Raw genomic sequence first — 15,128 nt, 5'->3', positions numbered from 1 at the left:
TAATATCCCTGCGGAACGGCATACCCGCCAGCAGGAACACCTCCTTGATAGCCACCAGGGTAGTATCCGCCGGGATAGGAATTGGCAGCACCTTCGATCGCCATGCCAGCTGCGACGCCAAGGGCAGCACCAATGCCCCAGCCGCCCCAACCCCAGCCGCCGCCACCGGAATACTGGGTCTGGTTGTCGATATAGGCGAGGAACGAGTGACCTTCTGCCTGGTAGTCTTTCGTCGGGACGCCAAACTGGCGAATGACGTCCACTTCAGACTTCCCGACCATCGAGTCGAGAACCTTGCGCTGCTGCAGGGTAGGAACCTCACAGGCGGAAAGAGCCAGAAGAGCGACGACGGAAAGCAGCTTTGCCTTTTTCATTTTCTTTGTCCCCGGCTGTGTGACCAGCACAGATATGTTTCTTCGTGAGACGTTCTAGCCCGTTTGGAGATAGAAACGGATTAAAAGTCCTGCAAGTTTCAAAACGGCTATGCCAACCACAAAATGTCACGGATTGCAGGCGCACCCGTCGCGAGCATGACGAGACGATCAAACCCCAGCGCAATACCAGAGCATGATGGCATATCTGGCAATGCCGTCAAAAAAGCTTCATCAAGCGGCCAGTCCTGATCGGGCGAAATGTCGAGTCTTCGTTGCCGATCTGTAGCGAAACGTTCGCGCTGCTCTACAGGATCCGTCAATTCTTCGAATGCGTTCGCCAGTTCGATCCCACCAATATACAGTTCAAACCGCAAGGCTGCTCTCGCGTCCGACGGATCTTTGCGGGCAAGAGCCGCCTGTTCCGCAGGCCAGTGCGTCAGGAAAGTAGGCCTTTCACGACCGATAACAGGCTCGACACGCTCCAGAAGCAGGCGAAAAAAGAGATCTTCCCAAGTCTCACCGCTTCTAAGCACTGCGGCCGCCTGTGTCGCCAGAGCTTCTGCATTCCCGGCTGTCGCCAGAAGGTCTGCACCTACATATCGTGCAAAAGCATCCTGCATTGTCAGACGTTCGAACGGTACAGACAGGGGAATTAGTCTTCCGTCCCTATAGATCTGCTCCGGCAGAAGAGCCCTGACGTAAGACTCCGTCTCATCCATCAGGCCGGCAAGATCAGCTTCAGGCGCATACCATTCCAGCATCGTGAATTCCGGAACATGCGTGGAACTGCTTTCTCCATTGCGCCAGACCCGCGCTAGCTGGAAGATCGGTAGCCCTGTAGCCGCTACAATTCGTTTCATCGCAAATTCGGGGCTGGTATGCAGGAACCGTGCTTCGCGACCTCCATCAGGCTGTTCCAGTTCTGTCCGGAAACAGCGAAGATGTACTTCTTCTCCCGGAACCGGAACCGCGTAAGGCGTTTCGACATCCAGATAACCACGATCATCGAAAAATTTTCGCGTAGCCTGCACCATGGCAGCCCGGCGCCTGAGCAACGGCAGGCGTTCAGCAATCCGGTCATGATCGGATGAGGAATGGGTCATAAGGGAAGAGTTCCTGTTGCAACACACAGCCAGCCAGCGTTAGAGCCACCACATGCACGATATGGTCAAGACCACGAACAAGCGGCATGTGCTGCGCACACCATCTGATCTCATTCAGGCAGGTCTAGCTCCGGAAGTTGACAGAGCGACCCTTGATGCTGTCAGCAGCCACTTTGCGACAGCTATTCCACCTGCGTTTCAGGCACTGATTGAAACCTCAGACGACCCTATCGGAAAGCAGGTCATCCCTGACATCCGGGAACTGACCACGCAGCCCTATGAAACCGTTGATCCGATTGGGGATGATGCGCTGTCCCCCGTCAAAGGGATCGTACATCGTTACGAAGACCGTGCGCTTCTGAAGCCCCTGTTGATCTGTCCACTTTACTGCCGTTTCTGTTTTCGGCGGGAGCATGTTGGCCCCGATGGTGGCCTTCTCACAGATAAAGAGCTTGAGACTGCGCTTGACTGGGTTCGGGCGCATCCCGCCATCCGCGAAATCATCCTGACGGGTGGTGATCCTCTGATGCTCGCGCCACGCCGACTGAAACATATCGTTCAGTCCCTCTCGGCGATTCCGCATATCGAGACCATCCGTATTCATTCCCGTGTTCCCGTAGCAGACCCGGCCCGCATTACGCCGGACCTGTTGGATGCCATGGAAACAGATCGCGCCATGTGGGTCGTTGCGCACATCAATCACGCGCGGGAAATGACAGACGAGGCCCGCAAGGCAGTTCGCGCCATTCTTTCGCGCGCTATTCCGGTTCTGTCCCAGTCTGTTCTTTTAAGGGGGGTGAACGATACGGAAGCCTCTCTGGAGGCGCTTTTGCGCGCGCTCGTAACGGCACGCATCAAGCCCTATTACCTGCATCACCTCGACGCCGCACCGGGAACCAGTCACTTTCAGGTTCCCGTTGAAGAAGGGCGTGCTTTGCTGGGCCGCCTTCGTGGACGCGTCACGGGCCTGGCATGGCCGACATATGTTCTCGACATTCCCCATGGCAAGGGAAAAGTCCCACTGGGGCCGGATTACCTGTTGCCTGGCGAGAAGGGCAAAGTCCGTACACCTCAAGGAGAAATCGCGGATTTTGAGGGTTAAGGCTTATCGCTCAGGCCGTCGAAATCCTGGCTTGCTTCAGCCTTCAACTCTAACTACCTAAACTGCGGACAAGCTTGCTCAACACGATAGAGCATTGCCCAATGACGAACTTTGGAGCTGCTTACCCAACGAAGCGGAACGCAGCCCCGAGCCCCAGCTTTATCCTTCTGTCTTCGGAAACAGATGCGTCGCATGCGTGACGGCGCCACCCGCACGGATAGCCGCTGCCACAAGAGCAATCTCTGACAGCTGAGCGTCTGTTGCTCCTGCCTCACGCGCAGCCTTGGCATGAAGTTCGATGCAATATGGGCACTGCGTGGTCAGGGCGACAGCAACCGCAGCGAGCTGCTTGGTCAGGGCGCTGACAGTTCCGTCTTCAAATGCAGCGCGATCAAACTGCCAGAAAGCGTCCATCCCCTTGCTGGCGTTCGCTTCGAGATGGGAAATACGGGAAAGATTTTTCATGTCGTACATGAGAGCAAGCCCCTGAGTTATCCGTCCCCGCCTGCACGACAGGGCCATTGCGAGCATGAACCCCTCTCACTTTTCCTCCAAGAGCGACATCCTTCACACTTTCCTGAGTTATTCGGCCCACTCAGGCCGCCTTGCGCCTTGCCGAAATCCCCTCCACGGCGCTAGAAGCCCACAAGACGTGATAAGAAACCCACTATTGCAGGGTCAGGACAACACATGAAGCAACAAGCCAACCTTATCCGCGCCGGTCAGGTCATCGAGCACGATGGCCGTCGCTGGACGGTTCTCAAGCAGCAGATCATCACCCCGGGTAAGGGTGGCGCGTTTATTCAGGTTGAAATGCGTGACCTGAAGACAGGCAACAAGACGAACGAGCGCTGGCGCACCGCAGACACCGTTGAGCGCCTGATCACGGAAGACAAGGACTTCACCTATTCCTACATGGACGGTGAAAACATTGTTCTGATGGACCCGGAAACGTTCGAGCAGGTCATCCTGCCAACCGATATCCTGGGTGACCAGCTTCCGTTCCTGCAGGACAACATGGAACTGAGCGTCAAGCTTGTGGAAGGCGACGCCGTTGGCGTGACCCTGCCGCCGCATGTCACGCTCGAAATCACCGAAGCGGACCCGGTCGTGAAAGGCCAGACGGCCTCATCGTCCTACAAGCCAGCCATGCTCGCCAATGGCGTGAAGACCATGGTTCCTCCTTTCATTGAAGCTGGCGAGCGCATCGTTGTCCGTACGGATGATGCGTCCTACGTCGAGCGCGCCAAGGACTGATCATGCGTCTTTCCCCGCACATGGCCGTCATGCAGAACGCAGCGCAGAAGGCCGCACGCCGCCTGCTCCGCGATTTTGCAGAGGTCGAGCAGCTTCAGGTCAGCATCAAGGGTCCGGGAGACTTCGTGTCCCAGGCCGACCTGCGTGCAGAAACCATCATCCGCGAAGAACTCGCCCGCGCACGTCCAGGCTATGCCTTCCTCATGGAAGAATCAGGCCCCTCGGGCGGGGATAACTGGACATGGCGCTGGATTGTCGACCCGCTGGACGGCACGACGAACTTCCTGCACGGCATTCCGCACTGGGCCATTTCCATTGGCCTCCAGCGTCGGCTGCCGGATGGTACGGTCGAACTGGTCTCCGGGCTGGTTTACAATCCTGCTGCGAACGAAATGTTCTGGGCTGAGAAAGGCATCGGCGCATTCCTGAACGAGCGCCGCCTGCGCGTTTCCGCACGACGGAACATGCAGGAAGCCGTGTTCGCCACAGGTATTCCGTTCGCAAAGGTCCCCAGCAGCAAGCGTCTGCCCTTCGCGCGCGTTCTGGGTGCTCTCATGCCGCAGGTTGCAGGCATCCGCCGCTTCGGCGCCGCTGCCCTTGATCTCGCATGGGTCGCAGCTGGCCGTTACGAAGGTTACTGGGAATTCGGCATCAAGCCATGGGACTGCGCAGCAGGCCTGCTGATCGTTCGGGAAGCTGGTGGCCACGCCACTGATCCGGACGGACAGGAACTTCATGACCTCGACGACGACGTCAATGTTGTTGCCGGAAATGCCCAGCTTCATGGCACTCTGCGCGGTATCGTGCATGAGGCTTTGAACCGGGAGTAAGCAGAAGTCTCTCCTGCCCCATTGCGGGAGGATGGAACGCTCGGTTAGGATCGATCCCCTATGTACAGGCCGATCCTAACCTCCCTCTCAGTGGCGGCCGTTCTGGCCTGCCTTCAGCCTTCTGGGGCGCATGCCCAGGTCACCAGTAATCTGGATGACCTTCCCAGTGGCAAACCGACTGCCGTTGCAAAACCTGCAGTCCCTTCCCAGACGACGCATCGTGCCGCGGCGACGCCTTCTCCATCGCGGAGCACGGCTACGCACAACGCCTCTGCACCTACAGGTACAGGCAAAACGACGGTTCCTGCCGTTCCCACCGCACCGCCGCCACCTGTTGTGCTGCCGCCGCCTTTCGTCCCCATTCAGACGCATGCGCCCGCTCCACCGGTTGATATCAAGGCCGTTGCTGATGCGAAGAGCAGCACGACAGCTCTGCCAGAAGGTGGACTGCGCGTGATTTTCGCGCCGTCAAGTTCAGATCTCACCGATGAGAGCCTCAAGGCCCTTACGGCTTATGGCGCCTCGCTCAAGGATCAGCCTGAAAAACGCATTATCCTGACCGCCTATGCCACTGTGCCAGGTGATGACATTTCAATGCCAAGGCGCATTTCCCTTGCACGAGCACTGGCTGTACGCTCCATTTTCATCAATGCTGGCGTTGCAACCACGCGCCTGTATCCCCGCGCCATGGGACGTCCGGACAAGGGCGATGCCAATCCGGCTGACCGTCTCGATATCGTCACTGAGCAAAATCCGCCGCCTTCCGATTCCGCAACCCCGGCAAACGGCACGCCATAAGCCAGGAAAGACCCGCCGTGACCCGTCCCACCACCTTCCTTCTGCGTATGGGCGTCTTTCTCGCCGCCGTTGCGCTTCTCGCAGCGTCTATGGCCAAGACGCTCCTGAACGCCTTCAATGCCAACCCGAAGCTGGATGCCGTCATTCTGGGCGTTCTGATTTTGGGAATTATCTGGAACCTGCGCGTCGTCCAGCGGCTCATGCCGGAAGTTCGCTGGGTGGAGATGCTCCGTCAGCCCCGCGCAGGGCTTGCAGCTCCAAACCCACCCAAACTGCTCGCCCCAATGGCGAGCATGCTTGCCGCACGCAGTCGCACGGACCGCTTGACCCTCTCGACCCAGACAACCCAGGCCATGCTGGACAGTCTCTCGTCCCGATTGGATGAGAGCCGCGAAATTTCGCGTTATATGACGCAGTTGCTGATTTTCCTGGGACTTCTCGGCACCTTCTACGGTCTGCTTCTGACCGTGAGCTCCATTGCCTCTGTGATCGGTGGAATGTCAGCGGGTAACGGCGATCTGGACGCCATGTTCAACCAACTCAAGACAGGCCTTGCCGGTCCATTGGCTGGTATGTCGACCGCATTCTCGGGTTCCATGTTCGGCCTGGCAGGAGCGCTGGTTCTTGGCTTCCTGGATCTGACAGCCGGTCAGGCACAAAGCCGCTTCTTCAATGAGCTGGAAGAATGGCTTGCGGGCGTTACCCGTGTCAGCGGTGGCACAAGCATTGAGAGCGATGGAGCTCCGATCCCAGCCTATGTGCAGGCCCTTCTCGAACAGACAGCGGAAAATCTCGAAACGCTTCAGAATGCCGTTTCCCGCAGTGAAGAAGCCCGCGTCCGTGAGGTTCAGCTGCTGGATAGCCTGCAGGAACGTCTGCGCGGCATGACTGAACTCCTGAAAGCCAATCAGCAGATCATGACCCGGACGGCTGAGACGAATGCAGCCCTCGTTCCGCTCCTGCGTCAGATGGGTGAAGAGGGCCAACCGGGCTCGCAAGGCACGCCGCTTCTTCGGATTGAGAGCCATCTTTCCCGTCTCGTTGAAGAACTGCATCAGGGTCGCGCCCAGACCGTCGGTGAAATTCGCAATGACCTGCGGGTTCTCGCGCGGACCATCGCTGCGGCCTCAGGCACCACAAACGGCACTTCCAGCAGGCAGGACTGACCATGGCCCGGCGCAGACGCGGACCCAACAACGCCCTGGATGCCTGGCCCGGCTATGTGGACGCTCTGTCCACACTGCTGATGGTCGTCACGTTCGTTCTTCTGGTCTTTGTGGTGGGACAACAGTTTTTGTCCGTCGCCCTGATGCGACGCGAGCACACGCTGGACGCTTTGCAGAAGCAGTTGGCTGAGCTGTCACACATGCTCTCCATGACGGAAGACAAGAACCAGTCCCTGAATGCGACGGTCGCCAGCCTGGCCAATGACAAGCAGAAGAACGAAGACCAGCTCAAGGCTTTGGCCGGACAGATGGCCCTTCTGAATGGCCAGCTTCAGTCTAAAGATCAGGCTCTTGCCTCTGCTGACAGCGCAAGCCAGCAGCAGAACAGCAAAATCTCGGACCTACAGGCTCAGATCGAAGAGCTGACACGCCAGCTTCAGGCCATCAGTAATGCCCTCGATATCGAGAAAAAGAACGAGCAGGCCAAAGACACGCAGATTCAGGATCTTGGAAACAAGCTGAACGTCGCCTTGGCCGACAAAGTGAACCAGCTCAAACGGTATCGCTCGGAATTTTTTGGCCGTCTGCGTGATATCCTGAAGAATCAGAAGGGCGTGAATGTCGTAGGAGATCGGTTTGTCTTTCAGTCAGAAATTCTTTTCCCTCAGGGCAGCGCTGACCTGACCACTGAAGGCAAAAAAGAAATCACCACTCTGGCAAAGACGTTCAAACAGGTGTCTTCAACCATTCCCGCAGACATCCCATGGATTCTGCGCATTGACGGCCATGCAGACAGACAGCCCATTCACAGCGCTTTTCCGAGCAACTGGGAACTGTCCTCTGAACGCGCCATCACTGTTGTGAAACTTCTGATTGCCGAGGGTGTGGACCCGCATCATCTGGCAGCAACAGGGTTTGCAGACTTCCAGCCGCTTGACGCGGCCAGTACCCCAGCGGCATACGCCCGCAACCGCAGGATCGAGTTCCGTCTGACGGATCGCTGATTCCCCTTGCCTGCCTTTTCACGAAGGCAGGCTTTTCCGCAGGTCTGCTGACATTCCTGCGATAATCCCGTATGTAACCTGCCATGACCGAAACCCCGCTCTCCCTCATTCGCAATTTCTCGATCATTGCGCATATCGACCACGGTAAATCGACGCTTGCAGACCGCCTGATCCAGGCCTGTGGCGCTCTCACGGCTCGTGAGATGAAAGCTCAGGTCCTCGATTCGATGGAGCTGGAGCAGGAGCGCGGCATTACCATCAAGGCACAGACGGTTCGCCTGACGTACCCGGCCAAAGATGGAAACATCTACACGCTGAACCTCATGGACACGCCGGGCCACGTTGACTTTGCATATGAAGTCAGTCGCTCGCTTGCCGCCTGTGAGGGGTCACTGCTGGTTGTGGATGCGTCCCAAGGCGTGGAAGCCCAGACACTGGCAAACGTCTATCAGGCAATCGATGCAAACCACGAGATCGTGCCTGTTCTGAACAAGATCGACCTTCCGGCAGCCGAGCCAGAGCGAGTTCGTGCACAGATTGAAGAGGTTATCGGTATTCCGGCCGATGACGCCGTAGAGATCAGTGCCAAAACCGGCATCAACATCGAAGGCGTCCTCGAAGCACTTGTAACGCGTCTGCCTGCGCCGAAAGGTGACCGTACAGCACCACTTCAGGCTCTTCTGGTGGATAGCTGGTACGATGCCTACCTCGGTGTTATCATTCTGATCCGCGTCGTGAACGGTACCGTCAAACGTGGCGACCGTATCAGAATGATGCAGGCCGGCTCGACCTATCATGTTGATCAGGTCGGTGTATTTCTGCCCAAAATGACGAACGTTGATGAGCTTGGCCCGGGTGAGATGGGCTTCATCAACGCTGCTATCAAAACGGTTGCTGACGTCGCTGTTGGTGACACCATCACGCTTGATCGCCGACCAGCCGAAAAAGCACTCCCAGGCTTCAAACCTTCCATCCCTGTTGTGTGGTGCGGCCTCTTCCCGATCGATGCCGACGATTTCGAGAAGCTGCGTGACAGCCTTAGCAAGCTGCGCCTGAACGATGCATCTTTCCACTTCGAAGCAGAAAGCTCGGCCGCTCTCGGCTTCGGCTTCCGCTGCGGATTCCTCGGACTGCTTCATCTGGAGATCATCCAGGAACGCCTCTCCCGCGAATTCAATCTGGATCTGATCGCTACAGCGCCATCGGTCGTCTATCGCATGACGCTGACGAACGGCACGAAGGAAGAACTGCATAATCCTGCAGACATGCCGGATCCTGCCCAAATCGAAACCATTGAAGAGCCTTGGATCAAGGCTACGATCATGGTTCAGGATGAATATCTGGGTTCCGTGCTGACACTCTGTTCAGAACGTCGCGGTATTCAGGTCGATCTCACGTATGTCGGCAACCGTGCAATGGCCGTCTATCGTCTGCCGCTCAATGAAGTTGTGTTTGACTTCTATGATCGTCTGAAATCCCTGACCCGCGGATATGCGTCCTTCGACTATCAGGTTGATGGATACGAAGAGAGCGACCTGGTCCGCATTTCCATTCTGGTCAATCATGAACCAGTGGATGCGCTGTCCTTTGTTGCCCACCGCACCGTAGCCGAGACGCGCGGACGGGCAATCTGTGGCAAGCTCAAGGATCTGATCCCCAAGCAGCTCTTCAAGATCGCCATTCAGGCCGCTATCGGCTCCAAGGTCATCGCCCGTGAAACCATCGGCGCCCTCTCAAAGGACGTGACCGCCAAGTGCTACGGCGGTGACATATCCCGCAAACGGAAGCTTCTGGACAAGCAGAAGGAGGGTAAGAAACGGATGAGACAGTTTGGTAAGGTCGAAATTCCGCAGAGTGCCTTCCTCGCAGCCCTCAAAATGGATTAACCCAGCCTTATGCCCAAAACAGCCGCTGTCCTGTTCGTCCATAACGAGGCCGACAACATCGGCTGGTGGCTCAGTCACCATGCCACGATTGGGTTCTCAACACTGATCGTCTGCGACGATCATTCAACTGACGGCACTTGGACTCTCCTTTCCAATGCTGCTTCATTTTACGACATTCGTCTTCAACGATCGGACAAAAATATCCCCGATCGTCTGGAGCGCCAGATAGCTTTTCAAAAGGCTGTTTTTGAAAATGGGCGCACTGAATTCGATTGGATGATGATTCTTGCCGCAGACGAATATCTGCATTTTGAACAGGCCTCGTCTCTTGAAGAGTTTCTAGCTTCATCAGGTGAAGAGCCCATTGCCGTGAACTGGTGTCTGTTTGGTTCCAGTGGCCATGAAACACCATCGCCTTTTGCACCAAGCCAGGCCTTCACGCATCACGCGCTTCTTGAAACTACTGATCACAGGGTTACGCGTACCCTTTTACCGCCTGCCCGTTCTGAAAACACTTTGCCTGACCCTCTCGGGCGTATCAGTTCGCATCCTGACTGGTCTCAAGCCCGCGTTCTTCATTACGCCGCAGGCGACCGCCAAAGCTTTTTCCAACGTGCTTCAAGTGAAACACCAGAAGAGGCCTGGAAACATTTTAATCGCAATGATGCATTAGAAACAGGACCGCAACGTTGGCTGCCTGAAACGCGCCGGATTGCCGCCGCGCTTGTTCAGTCAGGTTTGACTGACCTTTACTGGCGCCTTCGCCAGACTGTGGTTCAGCATGAAGAAAATACATTGGACAAGCTTGGTCTCAGTGCCTCCGCGCTTTCTGCGGAAGATGACGGTACGTTTCCTAATTTTCAATTTTACACCTTCAGTGAGACACAACCATTCGTACTGGACCTCCACACAGAGCAACTCGTCACCCTTCCAGCGACTGATCTGGACCCTACCCGGCATGTCCGGATGATCCTTGCTGTCGAGGTCAGTGCAGTCTCGCCATACCCCGCATTTCTTTTTCCTGAGCGTCCCTGCCAGGCGCCGTGCCTGACCATCACAGGCTCTCCATCACTTCTCGCAGCCATCCCCTTACGCTTCCGCCCAGAAGACCAGAGTATGGCCTCTGCAATCACGGAGCAGAGTGTCGATCTTGAAATCCCTGATCCCACGCTGTTCCCTCAGGAAGCCACGTCCGAGCTCTACGCACGCCTCACGGCTTTGATGGTGCTGAGTCAGGGCGGACACACACTGGAAGCGCTGCTTCGGGGCATTGAAAGACTTCCTGCCCCTGATGCAACAGCACTGGGGTGTGCAATTGCCATGCTCTCTCCCACGGAGGCAGAACAGTTGGCCGTCACATTCCCAGGGCTCGTTCCATTGAGCGTCCGGCCTATCAGTCCGTAACAGCCGCCTTCCGAAACAGATCAAACGTTGCCGTCACACCATCCATGACCGCAGCCCGATAAGTCGCATCCCCGGTGGAAAGTCGCTCTCGCAGCATCTGAAGGAACGCGGGCCAGCCACCCTTTTCATGCGCTGCCGACAAATATTCCCGGGGTAGCCCTTTCCCCACCTGCGCTGACAGCATCTTGCCACCAAGGCGAGATCCTTCCAGCACATAGAGAGCACCCAGAGCACCTCCCGCTCCCTTTGGGGGATGCCAATCCAGCGCTGGGGGAAGTGAGTGGCCAAGAGTCTGTAGGTCGCGTTGCAAAAGATCAGTGCGACCGCTCCATGCTGGCAAATCATGCTGCGTGGCAAGCCATTGCTCCACCGCAGGTAACACCTTCGCATGGGCCTGCAGAAAGGCACCATAAGACGTTGGATCTGACAGATTGAAACGTGAGTACGCCTCATCGACCCGTTCATGCACAGTGCGACTGACCTGACGCAAGGCTGTCAGGGGATCATGCTCGGCTCTGATATCGTTCACGGTCTCACTCATTTTCCACGCTCTTCGTGTCTTCGGGCGCAACTGGGTCGGCTGCAAATCGTATTCATACCAATGCAGTCATATTTCTTCTTCGGCCAGATTTTTCGTGATGTGGAGTTTCAATGATGAGTGATGCCTCGTCCCAAAAGGTTCGTCGCAAGCACCCTGTTCTAAAAGTAGCAGGCGGCTTTTTGGGCGCTCTCGCCATTGCCCTCATCGTTCTGGTGCTTGTCTGGCAGTGGGACTGGTTCGTCCCTCTCATCAATCGCAAAGCCTCGGCGGCACTGCATCGCCCAGTCAGCATTGCTCATCTTCACGTTTCACCTGGCCTGCGCACCAGCGTCACAGTCGATGACCTGAAAATTTCCCAACCCGAAGGCTTTGAAAAAGAAAAGGCCGACTTTGCGTCTGCCAAATCGCTGACAGTGAAAGTGGATGTCTGGCGTTATTTGACCGGACGTGGCCTCTTTATCCCGGTAATCCGCATGGATACGCCGAGAGGGGACATTATTTCCCTGATGAACGGCCGTAATAATTACACGTTCGGCGACACATCCAAAGATAACCAATCGGCCTCATCCTCAAGCACAACAACGCTACCGGATCTCGGCGAAATCGACATCCAGAATGCGGACATTCATCTGGCACTTGCTCAGTTGAAAACAGATATGCACGTGCTTGTTCACACGACATCGGCTCAGGCCAATCAAAAAGGAAACGTCGTCGTCGATCTCAAGGGGCGCTACGCTCAGGCACCAATCAACGGACACATTGTGGGTGGGGCTCTTCTCTCGCTCACCAAGCCTGCTGAACCGTACCCCATTGATGGTCGCATCGCTAACGGCCCAACCTACGTAACCCTCAAGGGAACGGTCGACGACCCGCTGCACTTCAAGGGAACAAAACTCGCCCTACATTTTGCAGGCCCGGACATGTCTTTGCTTTATGGGCTGACGGGTGTTCCTGTGCCGCACACTCCGGCCTACAGCATCACGGGTAACCTCGGATATTCCGAAAATGCTATTCGTTTCCAGAAATTTGAAGGAAAGATGGGGTCGTCTGACATTGGTGGGAACATCAACGTCAATCCCCACCTGAAACCACCATTCGTTGAGGCTGCCTTACACTCGCGCTCAGTCGATCTGGCGGATCTGGGAGGATTCATTGGTGCGAAAACGGGCGAAGCAAAGAAAACCGCTCCTCCAAGCAAAAGCGTGCTGCCCGATCAGAAAATCAATGTTCCCAAGCTGAATGCTGTGAATGCCCACGTGACCTATCACGGTGATCATATCCGCAACAAAGACCTGCCGCTGGATAACATTGATACGGAGTTCGAGGTCAAAGACGGCGCTATTGATCTGAAACATCTGACTTTTGCGACAGGGTCTGGGAAAATCAGCGCTGCTGCGACCCTGGAACCAACGAAGAATGAGCAGTTCCGGACCAAGTTCCGCCTTGATGTTTCTCGCCTCCCCCTCTCGCAGATCATGAAAGCAACAGACACCTTCAAAGGTGAAGGAACGATCGGTGGCCACGTCACGCTGACATCAACAGGAAATTCCGTCGCATCGCTGGTCGCGAACGGAGATGGCGGCACCACACTTGTACTGGATCGGGGCGGAGACGTTACGGCCCTTCTCCCAGATCTGCTTGGACTGAAGCTGGGATCAGCAGTTTTGTCCGCTCTTGGAATTCCAAACCGATCGAGACTTGAATGTCTTGTCGCTGACATGCCCCTGGATAGCGGCATTCTGAAAACCAAGTCTCTGTTACTCCAGACTGAAACCACCCGCACGACTGGAACAGGGACAGTCAATTTCCACAACGATACTCTCGACTATGCTGTCACCACCCGCTCAATTCACCCTCAGATCCTCTCTCTTCCGGGCGCAGTGCATATTTTTGGCCCCCTCAGCGGCCCCAATATTCTGCCCGGCGCAGAACTGGTAGGGCGTGTTGCAGCGTCCGTAGGCCTTGGTGTTCTCTTCCCGCCTGCTGCACTCATCCCAACCATTCAGCTGGGTGTTGGGGAAGGCTCAGCCTGTGAACGTGCCGTACGGGAAGCCAACACGAACCCGGCTGCCGGCATTGCGCCAAGCGGGACGACAGGAGGTGGAGCAAGCAGTGTGCCACATCCGTCAAAGGCGGCGTCTTCTGGCAAGCCTGCGAGGCGCCTGACACCTGCTCAGGTTAAAAAAGCATGGGCTCAAAAAACGAACCCGAAATGAAAAATCACCAAGGCCCCATGGCGGAATGAACTTTTTTCACTATAGCTGAGCAAAATTTTCATTCCCGCCGGAGTGCCTGATCGTTGCTGTCCACACTCGACCGCTGGTTTCATATTTCCGCCCGCGGCTCCACCGTTCCGCGTGAGATCATTGCTGGCCTGACGGTTTTCGGGGCCATGGCCTATATCGTTGCTGTCAATCCAGCCATTCTCTCTACGGCGGGCCTCGATCGCCACGACATGGTTATGACCACGATTGCAGGAGCAGTCGCTGGCACATTGCTCATGGCTTTGTGGGCAAGACTGCCAATCGCTCTAGCTCCAGCCATGAGCAGCAATGTTCTGTTCGCTCAGGTTGTCGTTCAGCAGGCCCATGTGAGCCCACGGACCGCCTTTACAGTCGTACTTTTCAGCGGTCTGTGCTTCACAGCACTTTCTCTCAGCCAGATACGCCAGCGCATTATCCGCGGGTTTCCGCCTTCAATTGTCCTAGGCATTCAAATTGCACTGGGTGCTTTCATCGCACGCATCGGCCTCACTACCAGTGGTATTGCCGTCCCGACGGCTCAAGGGCTGACATTCGGCTCTCTGAGTGATCCGTCCGTTATTCTCAGCCTAGCTGGCGTACTTCTCTGTGCCGTTCTCGTGGTTCTGAGAGTACCCGCCGGGCTTCTTCTGGCGATTCTGACACTGACCGTGGCAGGCCTGTTCATTCATACTGATAAAGGCGCAATCACGACCCTGCCCACGCATATGGTGGACTGGCCGCATTATCCCACCAATCTGTTTCTCCCTTTTGATTTTGCAGGTTTTTTCTCCCATCTCGGCCTTCTGGTTCCCATCACGCTCTACTTCCTCATCAGTGATTTTTTTGATGCGACAGCAACGATGATGAGTGTTGCCCATCGTGCAGGTCTGGACGGAACGCCCGAGAAACCGGCGCTGGATCATCGTGCTTTTGCATCTGACGGCGCAGCCAGCATCATTGGGGCCAGCCTTGGGACCTGTACGGTTTCAGCCTATGTCGAAAGCCTCGCAGGTGTCGAAGCTGGGGGCCGAACTGGCCTGAGCGCCCTGATCGTCGCCCTGCTTTTCGCAGCTTCCTCCATTTTCTGGCCACTGATTACAGCTATCCCGGCCATCGCGACGGCGCCTGTTCTGGTTCTGGTCGGCCTCAATATGCTTGGCAGCCTCCACCGCGTGGCCTCCAACCCGTCCGATGCTATTCCGCCCCTCACGATGCTGCTCATCGCCGGGATCACCGGAAACTTCATGCTCAGCCTGTCCTGCGGCTTGCTGCTTTATACGGGATTGGCCCTCGCATTGTGGGACTTCAAACGCCTTACGCCAATTGTGCTCGGCCTCGATGCTGCGTTTCTTTTCTATATGGTTCTGCAAAGCCACATGGGCGGCTAACACACTTTGACCGCTCAGTTTTAAGCCTTTCT

At 56.3% G+C, this 15,128-nt stretch carries 14 protein-coding genes; 10 read left to right on the top strand and 4 right to left on the bottom strand.

What is annotated here, in order from left to right; genetic code table 11:
- A partial coding sequence (locus tag KP705_RS20005; RefSeq protein ID WP_252348231.1) for a hypothetical protein occupies positions 1-374 on the bottom strand: 374 nt, incomplete at its 3' end.
- 107 nt (positions 375-481) lie between these two features.
- Complete coding sequence (epmA, locus tag KP705_RS05410; protein ID WP_211513467.1) at positions 482-1,477, bottom strand: EF-P lysine aminoacylase EpmA; 996 nt, start codon at positions 1,475-1,477, stop codon at positions 482-484.
- Between the two features lie 52 nt (positions 1,478-1,529).
- Between epmA and KP705_RS05405 the strand changes: the two genes are divergently transcribed.
- Positions 1,530-2,579, top strand: coding sequence for a lysine-2,3-aminomutase-like protein (locus KP705_RS05405; RefSeq protein ID WP_215764146.1), 1,050 nt, complete (start codon positions 1,530-1,532; stop codon positions 2,577-2,579).
- Positions 2,580-2,738: 159 nt separating this feature from the next.
- Here KP705_RS05405 and KP705_RS05400 read toward each other — a convergent pair whose 3' ends face one another.
- Positions 2,739-3,053 (bottom strand): carboxymuconolactone decarboxylase family protein, encoded by a 315-nt coding sequence (locus KP705_RS05400; RefSeq protein WP_046901305.1) that lies wholly within the window; start codon positions 3,051-3,053, stop codon positions 2,739-2,741.
- Between the two features lie 216 nt (positions 3,054-3,269).
- Here KP705_RS05400 and efp point away from each other — a divergent pair, with 216 nt between their 5' ends.
- From efp to KP705_RS05365, 7 genes are all read left to right on the top strand, one after another.
- Positions 3,270-3,836, top strand: coding sequence for an elongation factor P (gene efp / locus KP705_RS05395; protein WP_046901304.1), 567 nt, complete (start codon positions 3,270-3,272; stop codon positions 3,834-3,836).
- Positions 3,837-3,838: 2 nt separating this feature from the next.
- On the top strand, positions 3,839-4,666 hold the full coding sequence (locus KP705_RS05390) for an inositol monophosphatase family protein (RefSeq protein ID WP_064274968.1): 828 nt from the start codon (positions 3,839-3,841) through the stop codon (positions 4,664-4,666).
- 60 nt (positions 4,667-4,726) lie between these two features.
- The gene (locus KP705_RS05385) at positions 4,727-5,464 is read left to right on the top strand and encodes an OmpA family protein (RefSeq protein WP_215764145.1); all 738 of its coding nucleotides are present in this window, start codon (positions 4,727-4,729) and stop codon (positions 5,462-5,464) included.
- 17 nt (positions 5,465-5,481) lie between these two features.
- Positions 5,482-6,630 (top strand): hypothetical protein, encoded by a 1,149-nt coding sequence (locus KP705_RS05380; protein WP_046901302.1) that lies wholly within the window; start codon positions 5,482-5,484, stop codon positions 6,628-6,630.
- 2 nt (positions 6,631-6,632) lie between these two features.
- Positions 6,633-7,634, top strand: coding sequence for a peptidoglycan -binding protein (locus tag KP705_RS05375; protein ID WP_046901301.1), 1,002 nt, complete (start codon positions 6,633-6,635; stop codon positions 7,632-7,634).
- A gap of 83 nt (positions 7,635-7,717) precedes the next feature.
- Complete coding sequence (gene lepA / locus KP705_RS05370) at positions 7,718-9,520, top strand: translation elongation factor 4 (protein ID WP_215764144.1); 1,803 nt, start codon at positions 7,718-7,720, stop codon at positions 9,518-9,520.
- 9 nt (positions 9,521-9,529) lie between these two features.
- Positions 9,530-10,924, top strand: a complete 1,395-nt coding sequence (locus tag KP705_RS05365; RefSeq protein ID WP_215764143.1) for a glycosyltransferase family 2 protein — start codon at positions 9,530-9,532, stop codon at positions 10,922-10,924.
- Here KP705_RS05365 and KP705_RS05360 read toward each other — a convergent pair.
- Positions 10,914-11,465 carry a biliverdin-producing heme oxygenase gene (locus KP705_RS05360; RefSeq protein WP_215764142.1) on the bottom strand — a complete coding sequence of 184 codons (552 nt, stop codon included), beginning with the start codon at positions 11,463-11,465 and terminating at the stop codon, positions 10,914-10,916. The two genes, KP705_RS05365 and KP705_RS05360, sit on opposite strands and share 11 nt — an antisense overlap.
- 113 nt (positions 11,466-11,578) lie before the next feature.
- On the opposite strand from KP705_RS05360, the gene KP705_RS05355 reads away from it, so the two are divergent.
- Both KP705_RS05355 and KP705_RS05350 read left to right on the top strand, forming a co-directional pair.
- A complete protein-coding gene (locus tag KP705_RS05355) occupies positions 11,579-13,681 on the top strand; it encodes an AsmA family protein (RefSeq protein ID WP_046902035.1) in 2,103 nt (700 codons plus the stop codon).
- An 83-nt stretch (positions 13,682-13,764) separates the two neighbouring features.
- Positions 13,765-15,096, top strand: coding sequence for an NCS2 family permease (locus tag KP705_RS05350; RefSeq protein ID WP_215764141.1), 1,332 nt, complete (start codon positions 13,765-13,767; stop codon positions 15,094-15,096).
- Positions 15,097-15,128: the final 32 nt, after the last annotated feature.

It is taken from the genome of Gluconobacter sp. P1D12_c (assembly GCF_018812105.1).
Classification (GTDB): Bacteria; Pseudomonadota; Alphaproteobacteria; order Acetobacterales; family Acetobacteraceae; genus Gluconobacter; species Gluconobacter oxydans_A.
This window is presented reverse-complemented; position numbering and strand designations above follow the sequence as displayed.

What these genes read in the sequence shown, in the direction of transcription:
- KP705_RS05400 (WP_046901305.1), bottom strand. Translation starts at nt 3,053, where the DNA reads ATGTACGACATGAAAAATCTTTCCCGTATTTCCCATCTCGAAGCGAAC.
- efp (WP_046901304.1), top strand. Translation starts at nt 3,270, where the DNA reads ATGAAGCAACAAGCCAACCTTATCCGCGCCGGTCAGGTCATCGAGCAC.
- lepA (WP_215764144.1), top strand. Translation starts at nt 7,718, where the DNA reads ATGACCGAAACCCCGCTCTCCCTCATTCGCAATTTCTCGATCATTGCG.
- KP705_RS05390 (WP_064274968.1), top strand. Translation starts at nt 3,839, where the DNA reads ATGCGTCTTTCCCCGCACATGGCCGTCATGCAGAACGCAGCGCAGAAG.
- KP705_RS05355 (WP_046902035.1), top strand. Translation starts at nt 11,579, where the DNA reads ATGAGTGATGCCTCGTCCCAAAAGGTTCGTCGCAAGCACCCTGTTCTA.
- epmA (WP_211513467.1), bottom strand. Translation starts at nt 1,477, where the DNA reads ATGACCCATTCCTCATCCGATCATGACCGGATTGCTGAACGCCTGCCG.
- KP705_RS05365 (WP_215764143.1), top strand. Translation starts at nt 9,530, where the DNA reads ATGCCCAAAACAGCCGCTGTCCTGTTCGTCCATAACGAGGCCGACAAC.
- KP705_RS05360 (WP_215764142.1), bottom strand. Translation starts at nt 11,465, where the DNA reads ATGAGTGAGACCGTGAACGATATCAGAGCCGAGCATGATCCCCTGACA.
- KP705_RS05385 (WP_215764145.1), top strand. Translation starts at nt 4,727, where the DNA reads ATGTACAGGCCGATCCTAACCTCCCTCTCAGTGGCGGCCGTTCTGGCC.
- KP705_RS05405 (WP_215764146.1), top strand. Translation starts at nt 1,530, where the DNA reads ATGCACGATATGGTCAAGACCACGAACAAGCGGCATGTGCTGCGCACA.
- KP705_RS05375 (WP_046901301.1), top strand. Translation starts at nt 6,633, where the DNA reads ATGGCCCGGCGCAGACGCGGACCCAACAACGCCCTGGATGCCTGGCCC.